This is a genomic window from Planctomicrobium mucosum (assembly GCF_051466335.1).
Lineage (GTDB): Bacteria > Planctomycetota > Planctomycetia > Planctomycetales > Planctomycetaceae > Planctomicrobium.
Genome location: NZ_CP195793.1, coordinates 2,436,440 through 2,460,834 on the forward strand (window position 1 = coordinate 2,436,440; position 24,395 = coordinate 2,460,834).

Consider the following 24,395-nt stretch of genomic DNA (forward strand, 5'->3'; position numbering starts at 1 on the left):
GAGTTTGTGTGAACAGCAGGCTGTCTGGTTAGCTGCCGATCTCAGTTGTGGCCATGCGACGGTGGATACACTCCAGTAATGTCTTTCGAATTCGTCCTAATGATTGATACACCGAATTGAGAGGACGGTTCCTTTTGTGAGCGAGTTCCTTCCCATTCGATCCCGGCTGGTATCGTTGCTGAATCAGTTCTCGGTCTTTGGGATCCAGCTTGCCGAGACAAACTTGTAACGCTTCTCGACGTAATTCCTGTTCCGTTGACTGTGCTTCCGATTCTCCGGCCACCGCTGAGAGAAACTCATCGGAAAAGGTCAGTTTGTCGCGACGATACCGCTGCCGATGTTTCAGGATCTCATACGTCGCGATTTGCCGCGTCCATCCGAAGAAACTGGTGTTCGGTTGAAATTGGTCGAGCTTGGCCCAGATCACCAGATTAGTCTCTTGAAGAATCTCTTCTGCGCTCTGCACATTTCCTGTTTGCGACAGGATGTACAGATAGAGAGTTCGCTGCGCCTTCGTGAAAAGTTGCACAAACTCTTCACTTGGAGGACGTGTTCCGAGATTCTCTACCGAGTCTGCCACGGTCTGTCACGCTGCAATTTCACTGGCCGATGTGCGGAAATCGGGCAGCCTGAACGAAGCCAGACTGCCCGATGATTATCAAACACCTCAATTGTGCTCCGACTCGATTCCGAGTGGAAACGGGCGTTACTAACCAATCAGGCCTTTGATGGCGTTTCCACCGCCAGCGAGTGGCATCGGGCGTCCGAGTTTCGAAGTGTGAACGGTATTCAATGGAATTCTCAGAGCATGTGCGACGGTCGCCCAGAGGTCTCCAGGAAGGTAGCTTTCGCTTGTGATGTTCACACCGTCAGCGTCGGTGGAGCCGATCGCCTGCCCACCCTTCAATCCACCCCCGCCGACCAGCAAGGACCAGCTTGTCGCCCAGTGATCGCGTCCAACTGTCTGATTGATGTTCGGTGTGCGTCCGAATTCACCCATACAGACGATGGTCACGTCGTTCAGCATTCCACGCTGCTCAAGATCGCGGGTCAGGCCGGCGATACCGCTGTCCAAACGAGGGAGATTTGTCGTCTTCAGCGTGTCGAAAACACCTGAATGCAAGTCCCAGTTTCCTGGGAAGTTCACTTCGACAAATGGAACTCCGCGTTCAACAAGACGGCGGGCCATCAGCATTGAACGGCCGAAATCGTGTTCGCCGTAAAGCTTCTTGGTTTCGTCCGATTCATCTGCAATGTCAAACGCTTTCATCTGAGGAGAAGTCATCAGATTGACAGCTTTTTCGTAGACTTCCTTATGAGCCTGCCCCGCGTCACCACGGTTTGACTTGATGAAGTTGTTTTCGATCGCACCGAGCATCTGCAAGCGATGCTCAAGACGCACTTTGTCGAGTGTGTCGGTATTCGCGTTCTGGATGCGTCCCTGACGATCGACGACGAAAGGTGCATGGGACATCCCAAGAAATCCTGGGCTCGCTCCTCCCCCACCGATGGAAACGAATGAAGGAATCTGAAGCTCTTTTCGCTTCGTTCCCAGCTCATAACTGACAACCGAACCGAATGTCGGATGCACGACGGTTGGGTTTGGAACGTACGCTGTGTGCATGTAGTAATCGCCGCGCATGTGATCTGCTTCGCGAGTACTCATGGAGCGGACGACAGAGAGTTTGTCCATTACCTTGGCAATCTCTGGAAGATGCTCAGAGATTTGCAGATCACCTTTGGTGCTGATGGGTTTGAACTCTCCACCGTTCTTGGATGTTGGCTTCAGGTCCCACATATCGATTGTGGGGGCTCCTCCTCCAAGCCAAACCAGAATACAAGCCTTCTGGTTGGATTTGACTTCCTGGGCTCGTGCTTCGAGGTGACTCAGGAAGTGAGTCGCACCCAAAGCTGTCGCACTTCCCATCGCCAGGTGACTCATGAAGTGCCGACGAGACAGGTTGTTTGAAAAGCTGTTGAGCATGAGAGGTCCACTTTCTTGATGATCCGAAGCGTTGAATCTTGTCGTGGGGCAACTGGAAGCGAACACCGCTTCGGCGACCATTTCTGAAACTTTTGTCACAACGTCCAGCGACATCTGTTGATGCTAATTTTGAACGGCACTTAATAACTCCGGTTCAGCGATGTTTCTGAGTCGAGAACCGGACATTTTTCTGGAAAATATCGAAATACCTCTGAGGAGGGTTGATCAGTGATTTACGATGAACTCGTTGGAATTTAGCAGAGCCCAGTACGCATCCTGATAGGCTTTTAGCGGATCAGGTTGATACTTCATTAACTTAAGTAGCTGCGTGGTTTCCTGCTTGGATGGCTGGCGTCCTAATGCCGACAGGTAGAGCGCTTCAATCCGGGCAGCATCTGTCTTGTACTTCGGATTACTGAGAACCGAGTTGATGTAGCTCCCTTTTTCGACGTTGATTGCCTTTTCGACCAAAGCTCCGTTCATCATCAGCAGAGCCTGAGGGATGCTGCCGCTGAAGAGCGTCGGTTCGTTCCCTTCATCTCCTCCGAAGATTCGCAGAAAGTCGACCATCCAGCGTTCGCGTTGAGCTTCCGCTTCTTCGAATCCGGCTCCACCAGCGCGGTCTGCGTTGGTTGCAATCAGGAGCGAATCGTACAGTTGCTCTGCCTGCATGGTTTTCACATACATGTGGCTGAACAATGGGATCTCACCGGCAGCGGGGTTGTCGAAATCATTCTTGGCGTTGAATTGGCTCGTGAGGTTGTACGCTTTTGTATTGCAAATTATCCGCGAAAGTTTTTTCAGGTCGTAGTTGCTGTCGACAAATTCCTTGGTAAGCAAATCGACGATTTCTGGGTGGCTTTCAGGGTTGTGTGGTCCCATGTCGTCCACAGGCCGGGTGAAGCCATAGCCCATGTAGTAACCCCACATCCTGTTGACCATGGCGCGGGCCATCTGGTTTGTGTTGTCGTCGTGGCAGATTAACTTACCTAATTCGGTGCGACGATCTTGTGAGCTGCGGTCGACTTCCGCACCTTTGTAGGCTGGATAAGCGACCTGCATCAGGCCTGCGCGATTTTCGAAGTAAACTGGTCCCATGAACTCACGATAAACCAGCTCTGAGTAATCATCGTCCGTGTCACCGGTGCGTGGATTGTACTTGTCGTGGTCAATACGCTGAGTCTGTCGCAGGAAGCTGTTGAACTCCCAGAACTGATTCTGTTTCCACTCGTTAAATGGATGGTTGTGGCACTGAGTGCATTGGATTTGTTGCCCAAGGAAAATGCGGGTCAAGCGTGCCGTCGCTTCGACGTGATAGTCCTCGGAGCCCGGGTTTAATTGAAGCTGAGCAAGAATGAAGTTCACTGCTCCGTTTTCTTCGAAGTGCCCTTCGGCTGTGATGAGGTCGTAGACAACTTCGTTCCAAGGGCGATTTCTGGCGAATGCCTCACGCAGAAACTTGCGCATCCCCACTCGACTTGTGCGGTCGGGCGTATTTCGGCCGATCAGAATGTTGGTCCAGACTTCTGTAAAGTTCTGGACGTAATCGGGGTCTTCGAGAAGCTGATCGATCAGCTTGGCTCGCTTATCAGATTCTTTGTTTTCCAGGAACGAATGGACCACATCTGCAGGGGGAATATGGCCGACGATGTCCAGGTAAACGCGTCGGACCCACTCGGCATCGTCAGCGACCGGGCTGGGGGTACACTCGTTGTCTGCCCAACCTTGGGCAATCATTCCATCGATCAGATTGACTGTCCGATCTGAGATCCCAGTGCTGAAGTCTTCAACACTGGTCGGGGGAGCGGCAGTAGCGGAAGGATTCATTCCACCGATTGCGATCAAACATGCTGCCCCGAGACAGCCAATGCTGGCAGCCAGTGGCTTCAACGATCGGAAAGAAACTTGGGGAATTGAACGGTTCATGAACTTGCTCATCCTGATCACTTCTACGAACCCAAAGGCTGATTCACTCGGGGGTTTCGTTGAATTGGGAGGTCTCTCATACTGTACCACCGGGAATGCGAAACTGTTCGTTGGAACTTCGAATGATTTTTCGAGTGAACGAACGCGAGGTTTTCTGCTGCGTGCCGTAAGGCATTTTATGCTATGTGGTTGTGGTTTGTATCTGGGCAGGTTTCGAGGCGAATCTTACAGTGAGTTTGCCGTTGTAGACGAACATTGTGCCGGTAAAACACCCCCGGGAACCTGAAAATTGATATTTCCAAACGTGTTCTGTCGTGGGATCTTCCTCGCAGTTTCCAGATTCGACCCGTTTCACGCTCCCCCGGTCGTTCGATACTGGCCCTTCGTAATTGAGATACATCACGCGATGATCGGCGATTGCTTCGCAGGGAATTTCGCAGTTCAGATCGGGAAATTCTTTTAATCTCCAGGCGCGAAGGATACCCCCTGCCTCGATGAGTAAATCCCAGTGACGGTAGGGCCAGTCGTGCTCCAGAATCACAAAACGGGGCATCAGGAAGTCAGCTTCGGCGAATTATGTCGGGGAGTCATGGTGATTACCGTCAATTTTACAGCACAAATTCCTGCCGGCCAACTTGGATTCGTGTGCGTTTCGAAACACCGAAAAATCGTCGAGCCCAGCGGCGATGGCTGGGCTCGGAGATTTTGCAGCAGATTTGTCTCGACAGAGCTCACTTAAACTTGAACATTGATCTCATAATCTGAGCGTTGTTCGCGAGACTGCATTGATCGAGCAGCTTCGTTTCCGATGATTTCCTCTGCAACCGGGTCCCAGTTGATCGTCTCGTTTCTCCGCAGTGCGATGTTTGCTAAGTGGCATGTTGTCATCGCTTTGTGATGAGTCCAGACATCAGAGATCGGTCGATTCCTGGTTTTGATGCACTCCACGAAGTTGGCCTGATGGTTTTCTGCGATCGGGCCTCCATAAACCTCCTCGAGAGCCCCTTCCGGAAGTGGATTCGACTGAAGTTCTTCCACCGGAGCTCCCTTGAGGCGATCTCTCGACACGTGGAATCGCCCCTTTGTTCCTTCGAAGAGTAGCCCGTTATTGTCTGGGGAATTGCTGACGATTCGGACTTCGACACCATTTTGGAACATCACCTTGACGTCGAACTCTGTCGCTGCGTTGTAACTATTGTCCAGCGTCGGGTTTCCATTTTCGAACGGCACGGGGTGTTTGCCCATCACTGGCTCAACGCTGACGGGACCTTGGGTGGGCCCTTGCTGCTCGATTGCCCATTGAGCAATGTCGACATGGTGTGCTCCCCAGTCAGTCATTTTCCCTCCCGAATATTCATACCACCAGCGAAATTCGTAATGGCAGCGACTGTGTCCGTAATGGTCGCCGGTTGCCTTGTAGCGAAAATCGACCAGTGGAGCCTGTCCGAGCCAAAACTCCCAATTGAGCCCTTCTGGGACAGGAGCGACCGGAATTTCACCACTTGTCGGCGCTCCTCCGATATCACAGGTCACTTTTCGGACATCGCCGATGCGACCATCTCGGATCATGGCGATTGCCTGCAGGAATCGGTGTCCCATTTCGGTGCGTTGCTGCGTGCCGACCTGGAAGACAGCCTGAGTCTCCTCGAGAACCTTGATGATCTGTTTCCCCTCATGAATTGTGAGGGTGAGCGGTTTTTCGCAATAGACATCTTTCCCTGCCTGCATCGCTTCGATGGCAATTTTGGAGTGCCAGTGATCGGGAGTCACGATGATGATGGTGTCGATGTCATTTCGTTCGAGGATCTTGCGGTAGTCCTCTTCGAGTTGCAGTTGAGGTTCTTTTCCGGCATCCCGTTGATCTTTCTCGACTCGATCTTTCGCGCGGTTCAGGTTGTTTTGGTCAACATCGCAGAGAGCGACAACGTCTCCGTAATTCTTCATTCGGGTGTACGGATCCTGCCGCCAGCGATCCCCTGTGCCAATGCATCCAATGGTCAGCCGTTCGTTCGGGCTCCGGGCAGCGACTTCTGCGAGACTTCTCTGGCTGCTGAACCAGTAGGGTATCAACGCCCCTCCGGCAGCCAAAGTGGAAACTTTGAGAAAGTCGCGGCGCGAATTGATCTGTGTCATACTTCACTCCAAGAGCGATTTGGCTCGGGTTCAGAAATTGAGAGAGAAACGAAACAGGTACTCAGGATCCCTTGATTAGCGATTGATGCATCAACGTTTGTGGATTTGCTCAGTGGACTGTAGCGTGCATCACATCAGTATTGCAAAGCAATTTGTTGCTCTGAACAGGCGTTAATTTCGAAGAATTCATCGGGTCACAGTCATGTTGAAGCAACCACAATTTGGACCCCATTACATCGCACTCCATTCAATCATCAGATGGATCAGAGGCAGCGTTGGGGCCGGTTTGATTCGCTGTGCGACCGGAGTTCTCGTGGCGGCTCTGTGGGCGTCGACGTTGTACGCTCAAGACCTTTCAATTCCCGATGCGATTCGAAAAGCGGAACGATCTGTTGTGGCGGTCGCTGGCTATATCGGGACACCAGAATATCCGCTTCCTGCTCAGGTTGATCTCTTCCGGATCGTATGCAAGAAGGGCCCGCAGGAAGTTCTTCCCCGGGACGTGATGTGTGGGATCGTGGTCGCCGTAGATCAGTCTGCGAATCGGCTTTTTGTGCTGGCTCAAGCTGAAACCGTGGCGCCGTTTGGCGTGGATAAGAACCAACAGGTCGAGAAGCGATTGCTCGTGGGACTGGCCGGCAAACGAACCTGTCCGGCAATGATTCACGCTCTTGACTGGGAGACTGGGTTAGCAATTCTGCGAGTCGAGGGTATTCCCGAGGATTTCGAAAACACGAGTGCGATGGAACTTGGTGAAGCAGAAAAGGCTATTAAAGGTCAAGAAGTTCTGACATTTGGGAGCCCGTGGGGACTGCTGCGATCGGGAAGTGTTTCTGTCACCAAGGGGATGGTCAGTAATCAGAACCAAGAGCTTTCAGAGACACTGCAACCTTCCGGTTTCAATTCGGTGCTGGAAAATTCAAATCTTTATTGGTCGATCGATACTCGAAATGAATCGGGGATTTCAGGGGGGGCGATTGTCGATGTGCAGGGGAAATTGATTGCAGTTTCGCTTCCCGCCACTCATCGTCTTTTTGGCGAGGCCGGCGGAGTCATCGCCCTTCCCTTGACTCAGGTCATCCGGACGTGGATTGAGAAAATGATTGCCGGCGAGGAAATTGAATACGGTGAATCGGGAGTTTTTCTGGAAGTCGTCCCGGTCAGAAACGCACCGGTCGTCCTGCGGCAATTCGCAAATCAGGGGGAGTTACAGGTTCAGGGATTTTCCAGAGTGTCACCGGCGTACTCTGGAGGAGTCCGGGTTCGCGACCGGATTCTTGAGATTAACGGTTCCACTGTGAGCGGGGTGGCAGATTTCAGAACGTCAATCTCATTGGCTCCCCCCGGAACAGTGACTGAGTGGACGATTTATCGCCCGTCGAATCAGTCGGTTCAGACCGTGAAGGTGCGTGTCGGCAAGAGAGGGACGAATCAGCCGCCCCCAGCGACCGTCCAGTCAGCCGTCCCTTTGAAGTGGCGCGGGCTCAACGTCGGATTTCCGGAGATCCTGCTTTCCGGTCCTCCGATGGAAATTCCGAGTGCGACATCGGAAGGGGTGCGAATTCAAGAAGTGGAAGCTGGCAGCGAAGCAGCCAAAGCGGGGCTGACAGCGGGGCAATTCATTCTGAGAGTAGGTGAACTTCCCGTCGCTTCGCCATCTGAGTTCCACGATGCGTTGAAGTACTGGCCGGGCTCTACTCCATTGAGAATGGATGACGGTCGGGAAGTTTTCGTGAACGCGGCTCCTTGAGTTCATTCACTCACAACAATGGAATTCCGCGGAGCAATCAGTGGTTGTTGAATTGTTGAAAAGCCCTGGTTTTCAGGGAAATCGTCTCAAGTGGCCTCCCTTCCCACTCATCGATAAGATTGTGCTATTGTCCAGAAAATATAAGTGGGGCTGGCGGATTGAATGAATCGCTGGCTCGCCCTTACATTGGCCGAAAAAAGAGTGATGTTTTGGCGTTTGGGTCGGGAGTCAAATGATCCCCGATTGCGAGTTCCGCCGATAATCGCACTGCGAAATCAAATTTATCAGAACAATCCTACTACCCGCTGACGAGAGTCGATGATGTCCCGGAGCGAACGCTTCCACGACAAATTGACGATCGCGGCCTTTTGAGCAGCCATGAAAACTGACGAACTTCGTGAAAAGTACCTCGACTTTTTCGTTTCAAAGGGCTGCGTCCGTCGTCCGAGCGACGTGCTGGTTCCACATGGAGACAAATCGGTTCTGTTCACTCCAGCGGGGATGAACCAGTTCAAGAATGAATTTTTGGGCATTGGTCCGATTGATTTCACTAAAGCGACGACTTGCCAGAAGTGTATTCGTACCGGGGATATCGGGAACGTTGGTGTCACTGCTTACCATCATACCTTCTTCGAAATGCTCGGGAATTTTTCGTTTGGAGACTACTTCAAACGAGAAGCGATTCACTGGGCGTGGGAATTCCTGACCGACAAAAAATGGCTCGGCCTCGATGGTGACCGCCTGACTGTGACGGTCTATCTGGACGACGATGAAGCGTTCAACATCTGGGAAAAGGAGATTGGTCTCGAGTCAAAACGCATTAAGCGGGAAGATGAAGGGGAGAACTTCTGGCCGGCCAGCGCCCCGAGCCAAGGGCCGGATGGCGTCTGCGGACCTTGTAGCGAAATTTATTATCATCCGCCCAGCGGCAGCAAAGAGGTCGAAATTTGGAACCTCGTCTTTACGCAGTTCAATCGCGTGGGGAATCCTCCCAATAACCTTGTCCCGCTGCCGAAGAAAAATATTGATACCGGCATGGGGTTGGAACGCTGCGCTTCCGTTCTGCAGGGGAAAGAAAGCAACTTCGAGATCGACACGATTCGCCCGCTGTGCGTGGCTGCCGGGGACATTCTCGGTGTGAAATACGATTTCAAGGGAGAGCACGGGCGCGCTCTTCGCCGCATCGCTGACCACATTCGTGCAGTCACAATGTGTGTGCATGAAGGGGTTGTCCCGAGCAACGAAAAGCAAGGTTACATCGTTCGCTTGTTGTTGCGACGCGCATTGCTCGAAGGCTATCTGATCGGGATGCAGGATGCGTTCCTGCATCAGTTGGTTCCAGCCGTCGTCGAAGCAATGAAGGTCCCCTACCCTGACGTCGCCCAGTCGATCGTCGCGGCAGCGAACACGATCAAGGAGGAAGAAGAACAGTTCCTCGGCATCGTCGATCGTGGTCTGAAGCGATTCGATAAAATCGTTGACCGTTGCAAGTCTGGAAAGGCTCAATCGGTCACCGGTGAAGAAGCGTTCGAACTGCACACGCAGGAAGGCTTCCTGATTGAGATGACGGAAGCGATGGCAGCTCGCCATAACCTGTCGGTTGATATCAAGAAGTTCGAACAACTGCTCGATGAGCACCGTACAACCAGCGGTCGTGGATCGTTCTCCGACGCAGTGATGGCAGCGGGACCGCTCGACGCGATTCGCACAACGTCCGGGGGAACAACGTTCCTGGGATATGATGAATTGCAGTCATCCGGCAAGATCATTGGAATCATTGCGGAGAAGCAACTCGTCGACGTCATCGAAGAGGTCGGTCACGAAGACCCGATCGCCATCGTCCTCGACAAGACTCCTTTCTATGGTGAAACCGGGGGACAGGTCGGCGATTCCGGCGTGCTCAAAAACTCCAAGGGTGTTGAGTTTCAAGTGATCGACACGCAGCGTGACGGCGAACTGACTCTGCACATTGGCCATCTGAAGTCGGGCAAATTGAGCGTCGGAGATGAAGTACTCGCTGCTGTACACGAAGATCGCCGTGCGGGGATTCGACGTGCTCACTCCGCCACCCACATTCTGCACCATGCTCTGCGACAGGTTCTTGGACCAAATGCTCAGCAGCGTGGATCTTTGGTGGATAGCGACGTTCTTCGCTTCGACTTCTCGCACAAAGGTCCGATGACCTCTGACGAGATTCTGGAGGTTGAAAACGAAATCAATCGCCGTGTCGCTGAAGGGGCATCTGTTTCGACGGTCGTTACCGATCAACAGAGTGCTCGTGATCAAGGGGCGATGATGCTGTTCGGCGAGAAATACCCGGACAAAGTGCGTATGGTGAAGATGGGTGATTTCAGCGTGGAACTGTGCGGAGGGACTCACCTCACAACCACAGGTCAGGTTGGCTTCTGCCGCATTATTTCTGAAGAAGGAGTCGCGAAAGGTGTTCGCCGGGTTGTTGCCTATACAGGGCAAAAATCTCTGGACCATACTCGCGAGACAGAGAACCTTTTGAAGAACGTGGCGACCTCCTTGAAAGTCTCTCAGATCCAAGAGCTGCCACGTCGAATTGAGAAGTTGCAAGCTGAACTGGCAGCAGCCAAACAGCAGTTATCACAGTTCACCAAAGCTGCCGTTGCAGAGTCTGTCGCGACATACTTGAAAGAGGCAGAGGTCATCGGCGAAACGAAGGTGATCTGCCGAAGAATCGAAGATTCGGATCGAGACACCCTGAAGCTGTACGCGGACGACCTGCGTAAGGCCGGCGGCTCTGTCGCGGTATTGTTGGCTGCCGAAATCGATGGGAAAGTGGCGTTGCTCGCAGCAGTCACCCCGGACCTTGTGAAACGTGGTATCAAAGCGGGTGATTGCGTCCGAGATGCAGTGAAACTCGTCGGTGGCGGTGGCGGGGGACGTCCGGACCTTGCAGAAGCAGGTGGAAAAGACGTGACCCAGATCGATGCAGCGCTGGCTGCCGGTGCTGCTCAATACCGTCAGGCGCTATTAAAGTAGTTGTAATCTAATATTCTGTATCCTCGAACTCTGTCGAAGATTCGGGGGTACGGAATTGACGTAAGTTGAGTGGCCAGTAAAATTGGGCACTCGCGGATATGGGGTGACCGTTCTGTTGAACCTGTCTCCTGACGTCCGTTCCTAGGCAGCCGCTCAGAAGGAGAGATCGAGTGCAGGTAGAAATCACTTGCCGTCATGGCTCTATCGGTCCAGATTTTCACGAGTACATCACTCGAAAATGCTCTAAACTTCTGAACATTCTTGAACGGGTGACTTCAATCCGGGTGACGATTTCCTACGAGGGCGATCGTGCCGAAGTGGAAATCCTCGTTGATGCAGAACATAAACACGACTTTGTGACCTCACACGTCGATCTTGCACCAGTCGTGAATGCGACCTTCGAAGCTGCATTGGCGAAAATGGAACAGCAGATTCGAAAATACAAAGAGAAGGTTCAGGATCACCGACGGGATAAACCGTTGAACGAAATCGCAGGGGATCCGACAAAAATCGCAGAAAATGCGGTCGAGTAGATTTCATTTCTCCCTCCTAGCGATCAGAGTTCTTCCTATGGACTCGCGCCTGTGGAGATTCCGTTTGACTACCGTCTACGGTACGAATTTTCTGCAGTCGTAAGCGCTTCGGGTTTTCTGACCTGAAACGGCTGTGGAAAGATGCAATCATGCGATAATTGGTTGCGGACGTTGTTGTTGAATGAAAAGGTGTTTCGATGCGTCTAACGGAATTCGTCGTTCCAGAAGCGATTTTGCCGCAGCTTGTCGTTGACTCAAAACAGGCTGCCATCCGGCAGATGGTTGGGGCGTTAAAAGCTGCCGGTAAGATTCGCGAAGCGGATGAAGAGGCAATTGTTGCAGCCATCACCAAGCGTGAAGAGCTCGGCTCAACAGGAATCGGTCGCGGCGTTGCTGTTCCGCACACGAAGCATCCTTCCGTAGAATCCATTATCGCAACCGTGGCGATTTGCCACGACGGTTTGGATTTCGAGAGTCTCGACGGAGAAGATGTCTACATTCTGTTTTTGCTGATCTCTCCGCCAGACCGCCCAGGGGACCACCTGCGTGGACTGGAAACGATTACTCGTCATCTGAAGAACGACGATTTCTGCAGTTTCCTCAAGCAAGCGACCACAGCACAGGCTGTTATCGACTTGTTACAAGAAGCTGACGACGGTCACGCGTAACCGAACCTTATCTTGTTTTTTGAGTCTCCTTGGATGATTGGCGCGCCTTTCGCTCCTCAATCAGAAAAAAAGGATTCTCATGTCTTCAATTGCATCAGTAACTGGTTCAGATTTGATTATTAGACGCTTGCAACTGCAACTTGCGCAGGGCCTTCATCTGCGGGCCTGTTCGCGCATTGTTGCAATTGTCGGGGCGAATGCAGGTCAAGTCCGGATTCGTTGCGGCGATCGTGTTGCCGATGCTGGTTCAATGTTTGACTTGATTCAACTCGTGGCGGTTCCGGGGGCGGAGCTGGTCATTGAGTGTGATGATGATTCTACTTTAGATGTTCTCGAAAAGCTGGAACGGTATCTCTCTCAAACATCCGATTCGGCTGAGTAAGTCCCCTACCGTTTCATTCAATTCCATCGCGTGCGACCTCCCGTTCGTTCGGAACCTCTTCCATTGAAACGAGATGGCGATTGAGTGCACAATAGGCGAATCGCCTGTAGGAGACATGATGTTCATAAAGCATGGGATCGCGGCCTCCCCAGGAATTGCGATTGGCCCGGCCTTTGTTCTTGGCTTGGAAGATTTCCGCGTCCCGCAAGAGTATGTCAGTGTGGCAGCGGCTGATTCTGAAGTCAGCCGCTTCCGTGCTGCGCTCGACAATGTCGCCAAAGAAATCGCTGCAAATGAAGCACTCGCTGCCCAGCATTTAGGCAAGCAATACTCAGCCATCTTTGCCGCTCACCTTCAATTTGTTCGCGATCAGAAATTAATCGGAGAAATCGAACGAAGGATTCAGGAGCAGCATCAGTCTGCCGAATTCGCGTCCACGCAAGTTTTACGAAGGTCTGCGAAAGAATTACAAAACCTCGGTAACCAGTATCTCGCTGAGCGTGCTGCTGATATTTTCGACCTTGAACGCAGTCTTCTTCGCCATCTGCTCGGAGAGCAGCGTGAAGAACTCTCTCACGTCACTGCCCCGGTTGTCGTCCTTGCGCACAATTTGACCCCGAGTGAAACGGCCAATCTCAATCGCGAATTTGTCCGGGCCTTCGTGACAGAAGTGGGCGGAAGTACCAGCCACACCGCGATTCTTGCAGGAGCGTTGGAAATCCCGGCGATTGTCGGCGTGGGGGATTTCCTCACAGATGTCTCTGGTGGTGAAATTGTCATCGTCGATGGGGACGAAGGCCGCGTGATTGTCGGGCCGGATGAGGCCACACTCGCCCAGTACGAGGCTCGACAGCTTCGAAACCGCACGACCACGGAGAATCTCCAGTCCCTTGTTGAGGGGCCTGCTGATACACGAGACGGAACACGTATTCTTGTCTGCGGAAATATCGAATTCCCAGAAGAGGCTGAACATTGTCGGATGCGAGGTGCGGATGGAATCGGCCTGTATCGCACGGAGTTCCTCTACATGGGGGCTAGCCGGGAGCGGTCGGAAGAGGATCACTACCAGGCCTATCTCCAGGTTGTAAAAAATTTCCCTGATCAGCCTGTGGTGATACGTACTCTCGATCTGGGGGCAGACAAAGTTCCCGGCGCGATGCGTCACGTTTTCCGCGACATCACAAACCCCGAGCTTGGACTACGAAGTATCCGAGTCTCTTTGGAATACCTCAGCCTATTCAAAACTCAATTGCGTGCGGCACTGCGTGCGGGGGCTGAGGGGGACGTGCGGATCATGTTCCCGCTCATTTCGTCGCTCTCTGAGCTGCGACAGGCGAAAATGGTCTACCGTGACGTCTGGGAAGACCTTGAAGAACAAGGAATCCAGTTCCGTCGGGATATGCCTGTAGGGATGATGGTCGAAGTTCCTTCAGCTGCATTGATGGCGGATGAATTTGCCAGAGAAGTCGATTTCTTCTCCATTGGGACCAACGACCTGATTCAATACACGCTCGCAGCGGACAGATCAGATCCATCGGTCGCCAAATATTATAATCCAGCTGATCCCTCGATTCTGATGCTTCTCCGCCGCGTCTTTGCGGCTGGCGAGAAGGCCGGGATTCCGGTCACAATCTGCGGGCAGATGAGCTCTGACCCCAAATTCGTTCCCCTGCTGGTGGGCATGGGGCTTCGTCAATTCAGCGTGACGCCTCAAACGATTCCGGTCATCAAAGCGATGATTCGGAATATGGATTTGGCAGACGCCGAGGAGTTGGCGAGAAAAGTCTCTGTTTTCGAACTTGCGAGAGATATCGAAGCCTACTTGCGCGGGGAGCTGAAGCGGTTTTTGCCGAAAGACCCTGCTACTGAAAGTTGAAAGCGGCAATTCTCGCGCGATGAACTGCCCTGTCTGTAGTCAATCGGCCAAAGCTGACGATTCTCGTTGACCCTCATCGGCAGTCCCTCGTAGAAGCCCTCCTGTTCGGTGTTCGCTAACTGCGAGGGTTTAAACATGCGTCCAATGTTGGCCGCCAAATTGTTTGTTCTGTCTTTTCTTCCTGTGGCAGTTCCTGTCGCCTACGCGCAGCAATCTGCTCCACGAAGTTTTCCAGAATATCATCAGGTCGGACAGCCAGGCCCCGAGTACTCTCGGCCTGTTGCCGGAGCCTTCCATTATCCAGCCTTGAATGCCACTGCGGCATCGACGGCCCCGCCTCCTCAGGGATCACGTCCTGTTTCAGGTGCTTCGCAGATCGTTCAGGTCTCGGGGACAACTGGACCATGGACGGGTGGTTCCCGATTGTCAGAGCCGGTTGCTGCTCCTCCAGCGACAGTCGTGCCTCCGTTCAACGCGAGTCAGAGTCGTCGAACAGTGGTGTCTGCGGAACACTCGATTCTGGTCAATGGGCCGACTCATGTTCCACCGCTGGCGGCGAACGAGGTTCAACCGGTCAGTTGGTCGGTTCCAGAAGGTGCGGCTCCTGTCGCGCCGCTGCTTCCGCCTCCACCAGCGGCTCAGGCTGCATCTACAATAATGCAGGTGTCCGCCGCGGATCCGGTTCCACCTCCACCAGAAATTCCAATGTCAGCACAAACTATGCAGCACTATTCGACTGCATGGAATCCTGATGCCGGCATGCAATCACAACCTACTCCGATCAATCCGACGCTGCCCGAAGTTGGGCCAGCGGCAGATTTCAGCCAGTACGGCGATCAGCCATTTCTCCATCACCCTGGTGTTGATCAGGGGATGGGCATGGAGATGTCGATCGATGGATGCGGCGCCCCCAGTTGCGGCATTCCGAGTTGCAGTATTCCAAGCTGCAGTATTCCAAGCTGCAGTATTCCAAGCTGCAGTATTCCAAGCTGCAGTATTCCAAGCTGTGGATCGCCCACTTGCGGAGCACCAAGTTGCAGCATGCCAAGCTGTAGTTCACCGATGAATTGCGGCTCGCCGATGGGCGCCGACATCGACTTTGGAGGTCCTCAAGAGACTTACCGTAACTTGAACTATCCAGACAGCATGTGTCAGCCGCCTGATCCAATGGGTGTGTTCCTTCCTTACGTGACTGGTGGAACAAAGCTGGGCAATCATCGCGTGATCAGCGGCGGTGGATTCTTCATCCCACTATGGCAATCTGCGGATACTCTGGTCTTTACTGACCTGCGAGCCTATGCGGACGACCGCGATGCTGTGGATGGGTACATTGGTCTGGGAGCTAGAACTTATCTGGACCCAGAATGGATCTTTGGAGCTTATACGTACGCTGACCTGGCATCGACGAGTGAGAAGAACTTCTTTGCTCAGGCACAGCTTGGTTTCGAATTGCTGACCGTGGATTGGGACTTCCGTGTCAACGGATACGCTCCGGGAGTTGCTCACCGATCATCGAATTCGAGAAGTGGAATTTCGAACGGAACTGCAATTACTCACAACTTCCGTGAACGACTTTATCCTGGTGTGGATTTCGAAATTGGAAAACGACTTCTTCACTGGGGCTTCAATGATCAATTCGAACTCCGCGGGTTTTTGGGTGGATATCAGTTCGGCCAATCCAATCCAAACTTCCCTGAATTCGGCGGTGCACGCGGCCGACTCGAAATGCGAATTTACGATCTCGCCTGGGCTGGTCCTCAGTCACGTCTCGAATTCGGAACGGAAGTCAGTTGGGACCGTGTCCGCGACACTCAAGTCTTCGGTTTCATCCGAGCCCGCTTTGCCTTCGGTGGAAAAGGCCAGAAGTCTGTTCTCGACCCACTGCGTCGTCGAATGCTCGACAACACAGTTCACCGCATCGACTAACAAAAAACTCTGTTCGAGTTGGCGTCCCAGTGGCGACCAACTCAGAGTTTGAACGGACAGCATTGACAGATCCATTTCCTTCGCTGGAAATGGATCTGTTTTTTTATCTCGCTGCGATTTCAGCGTTACGGTGGAGATCTCGCGGGTGCTTGTAGTGGGGGACGGCGGGAATTGGTTGGTAACTCAGATCTGCTGCGTAAAATTCACGTTCTGGATGGGAGGGAATGACGCTTCTCCCCAATCTTCGGCTCATTGAATAGCTCAAGCTGTGTGTCCAATTCTTGGCGTTGCGGAGAAAGATCCTCCCCTTCTCTTCAGGAACCAGTCCACCGATTCGTTGAGATTCAGCAACCTTCGTAGCAACATGGGAGATTTGTTTCCCAAGTCCGATTGCAGTTTTTACGGTGATGGATGCCTCTGTATCCTCTGGTCCGATTTCTGGCCAGAATTGGGAGAGGATTGGCCCGCGGTCGATCGAACGATCGATTTGATGAATTGTTCCACCGAGTTGGCTGTAATCACCAAAATAGAGCGGCCAAAACAGTGTGTCTTCGCCTCGGTAAGCTGGCGCGATTCCCCAGTGAACGTTCATCGTTCCATATGTGGGGATCTCGAATACCGTCGGTTTGAGGATCGGGCATCCAGATGTGACGATCAGATCTGGAGCAAGGCGTGAGACCAAATCCCGAACTTCCTGAGAATTGGCTTGATCACGTTTGATCTCGTAAATCGGAACCCCATCCGATTCAAGTCGGTGGTGATTGGCGTCCCGGAAAAGTACTTGTTCCACTTCTCTTTCGAAATGAACCAGTTCGCGATTGCTGTGCCAGTGGTTGAGTCTGTTGTTCACGCTTCTGAAGGGATGTCGCAGCAACTTCTTTAGCTTCGCTGATCTTAGCTCAGAAGGTTTGTTGGATAATCCTGTTGGCTGAATGACCGCCGCCAGAGGAAATGCGTCATGCAATTGCTGAATGACGTGGCGGTGAAATGTCCCAAGGCTACTGATCGCGACGATTTTCATTGAAATCCAACGAATCTGGAGCAATACAAGGACAACAGCTCCGCTGCGAGACGACTTCATCGCTCGATGACGGAGGCCGTGCTTGAGTGCTGAAAAACGGGCAGGCACACCTCCGTGCAGATCTGCATCGAGGTGTAAGCGACGTGGGGGGGTGAAGCGAATCTAATGCAGTTCGGGGTGTACCGGACCCCGGATGGGGAGATTTCAGAAAAATCGATCCCTGTGGTGCGTCAACGAATCCCAATAATCCCTACAACTGGATCTGTTCGCTGATTTGATCGCTGCAACACGAGCCTGGTTTGGCGAGTGCATCTGGCTTGATTCCCTGTCGAACCCGGGCTGCGCTCTAGCCTCTGTCTCAGGTGTGTGTTGCGGCGAAAGGTGGCAATCACTCGTTCACGCACACCTGAGGTGAACGCTGTCTGAACGCCACGCTGTCGTGAGAGGAAATCTAGAAGGTTTCGAGTGGCCGATTCTGAGCGGGGACTTTCCCGACTTTCGCCAGATAGGTCTGCCATTCTTTGAACTGCGGAGACTTCACGAATTCCGCGTAATGTTCGTTCTGCCGTAGGTCATTCCACTGTAAGTCGAACGTCTCATCCATCGCAATCAGGAGTTGCAGCATCTCGGGATGCGCCTTGAGATCGATGTACAGGGAAAGAGCGATGAAATGAGGAATGATCTCCCCTTGAAAGGCTTGAATTGCCACTGAGATTCCCTCGAGAGCCGCTTCGCGATCCCCCATGGCGGAATAAACTCTGGATCGAGTTAAGCCGATAGCAGGGTCGCCCCCCACATAACTTTCCAATCGATTCAGCGCTGACAACGCCTCTTCATGCCGATTGAAATGTGAAAGTGGATCGACGGATAGAAGGTGAATCAATGGGTCGTCCGGCGCAGCCTTTAGTAGATTGTCCAGTGCTTCGTTGAACTCGGACTCATTATCGGAGGCAACCATCGCCATGACTCTGGTACGAAGGGAAATTGGATCTCCCTGCTCTTCCGGGGTGAGAGTCTCGAACAGCTTCAGGGCTTCGGCTGGATTACTCTGAAACAGCGTGAGCATTTGATTTCTATGCACTGCTCTGTCGAATTCTTTGGCGTTTCTCCCTGCCGCGATGGCAATCAACCCTCGATTCTTCTGCGCCAGCAAACCCGCGAGTAAGTCGTGGGTGAGCTTACTCTGAAATTCTCCGATCAACGCGACTCGAAGATCCTCAGCCAGAATGTTTCCGTCCTGGTTAATGAGTCTGTATTCGTGATAGTTCAGTGCTCCGTCGGCGAGCAGCAGCCTGAAGCGGACCCATCGACGCCCATCTTTCTCGTAGATCTGCTGCAACATGTAATGGGAATTGTTTTGGTGCACAGTGTCGGCGATCGCCGTGATCAGGCTGTCGAGCATTCCCTCGCATTGCGACATTGTGAATTGATCCTGCAGCGGGTTTTCGACTGGGAGCCCTGCTGCGACAATTTGGGCGTGTCGATCGAGACTGAAGACCGGCTCCTCGGACTTCCCGGCGATGAGTTCTGTAAGCCGTGCGGCAAATTCGCTCGCCTCCAACTGAGTGACCGTCTTCTCGGCATCGGTGAGTTCAGGGACCTGATAGGGGTGTACGTTGGGTTTGCTTGCGGGCGTTTTTTTCGGTTCGTGAACTGGCTTGTCTGATGGCTGAGTGGGTGTTTTTGCAGGCTGAACGGCTCGCTGTTTGCGTTCTATTGTCGATCGGCTTTTCTTGTTCGATTTCTGGGAATCAGTTGCTTCTGGCTGAGGTGCTGATTCAGGCTCTGCTTCAGTTTTCTGCACAGAGGACTGAGGGGCGTCGTCAGCACGAAGTGTCGCAGGCGATGCCAAGCAGATTGCGGAAAACAAGCAACCGACAAAAAAGATGGCTGATGCGAGGCGGCGTTCACTGAATCTCGTGGACTTTTGAGAGGTCAGGGGCACGGTTGAGCCTTTGAGGAGGGTGACCATTTTGAGCGGATCAAACGATTCCTGAGTATAGAGATTTTCTGATCAAAGCGTCTATCGGTCTCAGTTTTACAGAAACGACGTGGTCGAGATTCGATGAAAGTATAAAATTCCGGAGAGGACACCAGTTCACCTACCGGTTCGCCATTGACCGGATCGACTGAATCGCGAACAATCCCGAGGCAAGACACTTCACATCGCAAAGAAGGCATTCAGCCATGTTTGAAATGAATCATCGGCATCTCTCACCGGTTAATCCGCAGAATGCCGACTACCAGCGAACTCGCCAGATGGGTGTGGGCGACCTGTTGCTGGAAAATCGGATTATCTTCCTTGACGGTCCGATCCATGACGGCAATGCCAACCTGATTGTCATGAAGCTGCTGTATCTGCAGTCTGAAAACCGCCATCAGGACATTCATCTTTATGTCAATTCGCCTGGTGGATCGGTCACCGCGACATTGGCCATTTACGACACCATGCAATTCCTCGAATGTCCAGTCGCGACCTACTGCGTTGGACTGGCAGCGAGCGGCGGAGCGATTCTGGTTGCTGGCGGTGCAGCTGGAAAGCGGTTCATCCTTCCGCATGCGAAGATGATGATTCATCAGCCGTACGGTCAGGTCGGGGGACAGGTCTCTGACATCGAAATCCAAGCGCGAGAGATTCTCGAAACTCGCGAAGTGCTGAATCGCATTCTGGCTGCCCACACAGGTCAGAGTGAAGAGCGAATCGCTAAGGATACCGAGCGAGATCGTTACCTTTCCCCAATTCAAGCCAAGGAATATGGCTTGATTGACGAGATCGTCACTCCGAAGAAAAAAGGAAAAGCGGTCGTTCAGGAAGCCACGCAAGCGGCAGAAAATCGGTCCGCATAATGCGGAGTCGGTTTCGCCCGCCGCATTGCTGTTGCGTCCGTTTTGACACGGGTGCCCTTTAGAACAACTCTCTCAATTCGAGATTTTTCATCATGTCTACACTCGTTCCGTTTGTTGTTGAGAAATCCGGTCGCGAAGAACGCGCGATGGATATCTACAGCCGACTGCTCAAAGACCGGATCATCTTCTTGGGGTCACAGGTGAATGATCAGGTCGCGAACCTGCTCGTTGCCCAGATGCTCTATCTTCAGTTCGAAGATCCAAAAGCAGACATCCACATGTATATCAACTCTCCAGGCGGTTCTGTGACCGCTGGAATGATGATCTACGACACAATGCAGTACATCACCTGTGATGTTGCCACCTATTGCATGGGACAGGCAGCAAGCATGGGGGCAATGCTGCTGACAGCTGGAACCAAAGGGAAGCGTTACGCTCTCCCGAACAGCCGGATCATGATTCACCAACCATTGGCGGGAATGGAAGGAACCGCTGTTGAGTTGGAAATTCATGCGAAAGAAGTGATCAAAATGAAACGCAAGCTCAATGAACTGCTTGCATTCCATACTGGTCAAACCATTGAAGCGATCGAATCTGGTACCGACCGTGACAATTTCATGGCTGCTGAAGAAGCGGCTGCCTTTGGACTGGTTGATAGCGTTCTGGACCGCGTTCCACACGTTCCTGTCGGCTGAATTTCAGCCAAATTTTCCCAGAATTGATTTCCGATGACACGTTTTCGAACATGGAAGTTCGACGACCGAAGCGGCCTGCTGAGCCTGCTGTTGATAATGGGATTCCTGTTCCCCGGGTGTTGGGCCCGGGGAAACAGCGAGTTGCTGGAATCGCAGCTACGTTCACAGGAATCGCATTTGCGTCGATATGAAAATGAAGTCTCGCAACTCAAGTCGAGTCTGGCTCTCACTCAGCGAGAGCTCGATCTGCTTCGATCTGATCATGCTGCCCAAGGGGGAGTTCTCTCCGCCGAAGAGGTCAGCCGTGCTCTCGCTCAGACTCAGGGGATCGTCTTTAACACACTGCTGACAGCCGGTCAGGATCATGATGAGCAAAATGGAGATGAGCGGTTTCATGCTGTCTTCTACCCGCATGACGATCGCGGCGATCTCGTGAAACTCTTCGGGCGAATTGAGTTCGAAGCGCTGGATATTTCGCTCCCTGCGGATCAGAAGGTGATTGGCCACTGGGTCTACGAAACGGAAGATGCCCGAAAGCTCTGGTATACTGGTTTCATGACTTCGGGATTCCAGATCGAGGAATCGTGGCAGCGACAACCGATCGGTAGCAAGATTCTGCTTATCGCAAAGTTGCAAACGATTGATGGGCGGAAGTTCGAAGCCAACCACACCATCAGCGTAGTCCCTCCTTCGAACTCGGTGAGTTCTCCGCTTGAACTTCCTCAGGTGATCAACATGAAAGATGTTTCTGACGCGGCTGGCGCATCGAAATCTGTGCCGGTTCGATCAGCGGGCTTCGTGAGTGACGATGGTACCCGACTTGTTCCACCGCCAGATGCCTGGGAATTTGAGGCGAAACCTGAAGCGCAGAAGCCAGGACGATCCACTCTGGAAGACAGTGGGAAGGCTCAACTTCCGAATGCTTCGACCGAAGCCTCTGAGGCTCCCCCCTTCCCGCCGATGTTAGACACCTCAGACAACTGGATGGAAGAGTCCATTCCGGTGCTGCGATAGCGTGGGCTTTCAGCTTTTCTGAATGATTGTGATGCGAAATCTTTCAGACTTTTCAATTTCTCAAAAAGGCCTGCTGTTCTCCATTGTTCAGCGGATTTTATCTGTGACAGAATAGAGGCAGGCTGTTGATCGTCACTTCTCGTTCGTTGTGTACCGTGAGAATTGAGCGCCGAAGCTTCTCATCTGGTTACCCTCGATCGATGAAGTTGCGTCAGTCGAGGGATTGGAAAATGATATGGATTTAATCTATCGATTTGACTCGACCGAGAAGACACTGCTGCCGCAGGATTTGGATATTGTCACGGCAACAGAGATGATGAAACAGGGGAACGAGCGATTCGTTGAGATGCTCAAAACTCTGAATTCTGCGAACGGCGAGGGGCATAGAGATCAGTCGATTGTGATGCGATCGTGCCCGATTACGTTGGGACTTCCAACGAGCCCGGGCAGTGTTCCGACTCAGGCGCCATTCGCACTGGTCGTGGGGTGTTCTGACGCTCGCGTTCCGATCGAAATTGTTTTCGACCAGTTCTTCAACGGAATGTTTGTCGTTCGGCTTGCAGGGAATTCGCTCAGCACTGATGGGCTAGGGAGCGTGCAATACGCTGTCCGCACGATGTCTCACAGCTTGCGTCTGGGGCTGGTGCTCGGACACACTGGATGCGGTGCGATGACTGCCGCTGTCGACTCCTATCTCGCTCCGCAGGAATATCTCGAAATTGGTTTCAGCCATCCGCTCCGGTCGATTTTGGACCGTGCGATGATTGCTGTTCGAGGTGCGGACAGGGCGATTAAATTCTCTCCCAATACCAGTGGCCTTTCCAATGCAAAACGCAGGGAATTGTTGATCGAGATGACGGTCTATCTCAATGCAGCGATCACCGCATTTCAGCTTCGGCATGAAGTACGGCAACTGGGTAACACGGAAATGAAGATTTGCTACGGGGTCTACGATCTCCTTGATGGCCATGTCGGCTCTGAACCGATTAACCCACGGACTTCTAAGAGTGGTCCGAAGATTTTCGCGGAACCACCTGAGAGTCATGAAGAACTTTCAAGCCTTGCGAAGGGCTGGGTTCAACAACTGCTCGAAAGATAAAGATTGCTGCTGCCAGCTATGAAATAAAACAAGGCTCCTGGGATCAGATGTGATCCCAGGAGCCTTGTTCGTTGAACGCAGTGACAATGACGCTGCGGGCTCTTGCCAGCGACTATTCCTGAACCATTCCCAATCGAATGAGCTTGGACAGACATTCATCCCGCTCGCGGCTGCGAGTGAGTTCTTTCCAGCTGGGATGCTGACATTCGCTAAAGACCGCCTGTGTAAATGGCGGGGTCAGATGGTTCTTTGTGGCGTAGGACTGGACCTGCTGGATGACCTCGACGTCGAGCCGAGTGAGGTGCATCGATTGCATCCTGTAATCCTGAAACGCTTCCCAGACCACGGGGAACAGCGGGGCAACGATCTTCTCACCGATCGTTGTGGCGTATTGGCGGATTTCAAGCTGAGCGTGGGAATCCATTCGGAGTGCGAGGAAGTGCAATAGGTTGTGCAGGTCGACCTTCCAGTATGCTTCCGTGTAGGTACAAAGCGGCAGGTCTTTTCGGGCAAGTTCGCGAGCGACACCTGCTTCCAGACGTTCCTGGTAAAGGTCGCGTGCGGCATCTTGAAATGCTCGCTCGGATTCCGTGAGCTTTGCCCCCTGCTCTGAAGACAGCAGTCCCCCGCTTCCCTGTCGGTTGGTCGTTGCCTGCGATCGCCATTCCTCGGGCAATGTTGTCTGCAATGAGTCAATCGCGACCGAATAGCGAGTGCTGTATTCGTTGACGTTGGCTGTGCGATGGCGAATCCATTGTCGCCAGCAATCCATCGGGACGCGGACGAGGAGTTTGATTTCCGCCATTTCAAACGGAGTTGTATGTCGATGACGAAGTAAATAGCGGATCAGGGTACGGTCGTCCGAGACCTTTTTCGTACCGGCTCCATAACTCACTCGGGCCGCCTGGACGACGGCGCTGTCGTCTCCCATGCAGTCGACAAGGCAGACAAACCCGTCATTGAGAACCTGAAACTTTTCCCAACGCAGCGTGTCGATTGCGGAATTTTGAGACATGGGTAAAGGCGATCTTGAAGCTGGATTTTCGTCGCGTCGGCGGACAATCTTTGTCCATCTACCGTTGCGAGCGATTCCGGGAATTATGGTCGAGCCCCACCGATGTTTCAATAACGTGTCGGCTCATATCGGTGAATGTCATCACGATTGAAGACTTCGTCTGCTCTCGGGGGAACCTTCAGGAATACTCGCGTAGATCTCCGAATTGATCCGGTGGTGCTTGTTGATCGGTTTTCCTTCGGCGGAGATGGTCCAGACTTCCGGTTGGATTGCGGGTTGTGACAACCATGATTCGGTCTTCACGCTGATTCTGTCCTGGTCGATATGACGGGAAAGAAGATTCTCATATCTGACGGGCCATCCGCGGGAACAGATGTTGAACTTCAATTTCGTCTGGACGAGTGGACAATTGTGCGGACAAAAGGAAGCTGTTCGATTGGTTCGGATCACCAACTTTCGGAGACAATTGAGGGAAAGAGGAGTTTCTATCAATGTTCACTGTTGGGTTTCTTGTGGC

19 protein-coding genes are annotated in these 24,395 nt (G+C 52.7%); 11 read left to right on the forward strand and 8 right to left on the reverse strand.

Features of this window, described 5'->3' with window-relative positions; genetic code table 11:
• Window positions 1-28 precede the first annotated feature (28 nt).
• The 5 genes from SH668x_RS09875 to SH668x_RS09895 all read right to left on the reverse strand — a co-directional run bounded on the left by SH668x_RS09875 (window position 29) and on the right by SH668x_RS09895 (window position 6,043).
• Window positions 29-580: a sigma-70 family RNA polymerase sigma factor gene (locus SH668x_RS09875; protein ID WP_437184889.1), complete on the reverse strand. Its 552-nt coding sequence runs from the start codon at window positions 578-580 to the stop codon at window positions 29-31.
• Between the two features lie 129 nt (window positions 581-709).
• Window positions 710-1,984: a DUF1501 domain-containing protein gene (locus SH668x_RS09880; RefSeq protein WP_437188529.1), complete on the reverse strand. Its 1,275-nt coding sequence runs from the start codon at window positions 1,982-1,984 to the stop codon at window positions 710-712.
• A gap of 225 nt (window positions 1,985-2,209) precedes the next feature.
• Window positions 2,210-3,910, reverse strand: a complete 1,701-nt coding sequence (locus SH668x_RS09885; RefSeq protein ID WP_437184890.1) for a DUF1549 domain-containing protein — start codon at window positions 3,908-3,910, stop codon at window positions 2,210-2,212.
• 181 nt (window positions 3,911-4,091) lie between these two features.
• On the reverse strand, window positions 4,092-4,463 hold the full coding sequence (locus tag SH668x_RS09890) for a DNA polymerase ligase N-terminal domain-containing protein (RefSeq protein WP_437184891.1): 372 nt from the start codon (window positions 4,461-4,463) through the stop codon (window positions 4,092-4,094).
• Window positions 4,464-4,645: 182 nt separating this feature from the next.
• Entirely contained in the window at window positions 4,646-6,043 is a 1,398-nt protein-coding gene (locus SH668x_RS09895; RefSeq protein WP_437184892.1) for a Gfo/Idh/MocA family protein, read from the reverse strand.
• Window positions 6,044-6,356: 313 nt separating this feature from the next.
• On the opposite strand from SH668x_RS09895, the gene SH668x_RS09900 reads away from it, so the two are divergent.
• From SH668x_RS09900 to SH668x_RS09930, 7 genes are all read left to right on the forward strand, one after another.
• Window positions 6,357-7,793: a trypsin-like peptidase domain-containing protein gene (locus tag SH668x_RS09900; protein WP_437184893.1), complete on the forward strand. Its 1,437-nt coding sequence runs from the start codon at window positions 6,357-6,359 to the stop codon at window positions 7,791-7,793.
• 378 nt (window positions 7,794-8,171) lie between these two features.
• Window positions 8,172-10,802 carry an alanine--tRNA ligase gene (alaS, locus tag SH668x_RS09905; RefSeq protein WP_437184894.1) on the forward strand — a complete coding sequence of 877 codons (2,631 nt, stop codon included), beginning with the start codon at window positions 8,172-8,174 and terminating at the stop codon, window positions 10,800-10,802.
• A 170-nt stretch (window positions 10,803-10,972) separates the two neighbouring features.
• Entirely contained in the window at window positions 10,973-11,335 is a 363-nt protein-coding gene (gene hpf, locus SH668x_RS09910) for a ribosome hibernation-promoting factor, HPF/YfiA family (protein ID WP_437184895.1), read from the forward strand.
• Between the two features lie 197 nt (window positions 11,336-11,532).
• On the forward strand, window positions 11,533-12,003 hold the full coding sequence (locus SH668x_RS09915) for a PTS sugar transporter subunit IIA (RefSeq protein ID WP_437184896.1): 471 nt from the start codon (window positions 11,533-11,535) through the stop codon (window positions 12,001-12,003).
• Window positions 12,004-12,082: 79 nt separating this feature from the next.
• Window positions 12,083-12,385, forward strand: a complete 303-nt coding sequence (locus tag SH668x_RS09920) for an HPr family phosphocarrier protein (protein ID WP_437184897.1) — start codon at window positions 12,083-12,085, stop codon at window positions 12,383-12,385.
• A 73-nt stretch (window positions 12,386-12,458) separates the two neighbouring features.
• Window positions 12,459-14,261, forward strand: coding sequence for a phosphoenolpyruvate--protein phosphotransferase (ptsP, locus tag SH668x_RS09925; protein WP_437184898.1), 1,803 nt, complete (start codon window positions 12,459-12,461; stop codon window positions 14,259-14,261).
• 135 nt (window positions 14,262-14,396) lie between these two features.
• Window positions 14,397-16,187, forward strand: coding sequence for an inverse autotransporter beta domain-containing protein (locus tag SH668x_RS09930; RefSeq protein ID WP_437184899.1), 1,791 nt, complete (start codon window positions 14,397-14,399; stop codon window positions 16,185-16,187).
• 103 nt (window positions 16,188-16,290) lie between these two features.
• On the opposite strand, the gene SH668x_RS09935 is transcribed toward SH668x_RS09930, so the two are convergent.
• Window positions 16,291-17,208 (reverse strand): formyl transferase, encoded by a 918-nt coding sequence (locus SH668x_RS09935; protein ID WP_437184900.1) that lies wholly within the window; start codon window positions 17,206-17,208, stop codon window positions 16,291-16,293.
• Window positions 17,209-17,659: 451 nt separating this feature from the next.
• Complete coding sequence (locus tag SH668x_RS09940; protein ID WP_437184901.1) at window positions 17,660-19,060, reverse strand: hypothetical protein; 1,401 nt, start codon at window positions 19,058-19,060, stop codon at window positions 17,660-17,662.
• Between the two features lie 344 nt (window positions 19,061-19,404).
• Between SH668x_RS09940 and SH668x_RS09945 the strand changes: the two genes are divergently transcribed.
• The 4 genes from SH668x_RS09945 to SH668x_RS09960 all read left to right on the forward strand — a co-directional run bounded on the left by SH668x_RS09945 (window position 19,405) and on the right by SH668x_RS09960 (window position 22,863).
• Window positions 19,405-20,055 (forward strand): ClpP family protease, encoded by a 651-nt coding sequence (locus tag SH668x_RS09945; protein WP_437188530.1) that lies wholly within the window; start codon window positions 19,405-19,407, stop codon window positions 20,053-20,055.
• Window positions 20,056-20,147: 92 nt separating this feature from the next.
• Window positions 20,148-20,750, forward strand: coding sequence for an ATP-dependent Clp protease proteolytic subunit (locus SH668x_RS09950; protein WP_437184902.1), 603 nt, complete (start codon window positions 20,148-20,150; stop codon window positions 20,748-20,750).
• Window positions 20,751-20,783: 33 nt separating this feature from the next.
• Entirely contained in the window at window positions 20,784-21,764 is a 981-nt protein-coding gene (locus tag SH668x_RS09955; RefSeq protein WP_437184903.1) for a hypothetical protein, read from the forward strand.
• Window positions 21,765-21,999: 235 nt separating this feature from the next.
• Window positions 22,000-22,863: a carbonic anhydrase gene (locus tag SH668x_RS09960; protein ID WP_437184904.1), complete on the forward strand. Its 864-nt coding sequence runs from the start codon at window positions 22,000-22,002 to the stop codon at window positions 22,861-22,863.
• 112 nt (window positions 22,864-22,975) lie between these two features.
• On the opposite strand, the gene thyX is transcribed toward SH668x_RS09960, so the two are convergent.
• On the reverse strand, window positions 22,976-23,878 hold the full coding sequence (gene thyX, locus SH668x_RS09965) for an FAD-dependent thymidylate synthase (RefSeq protein WP_437184905.1): 903 nt from the start codon (window positions 23,876-23,878) through the stop codon (window positions 22,976-22,978).
• Window positions 23,879-24,395 lie beyond the last annotated feature (517 nt).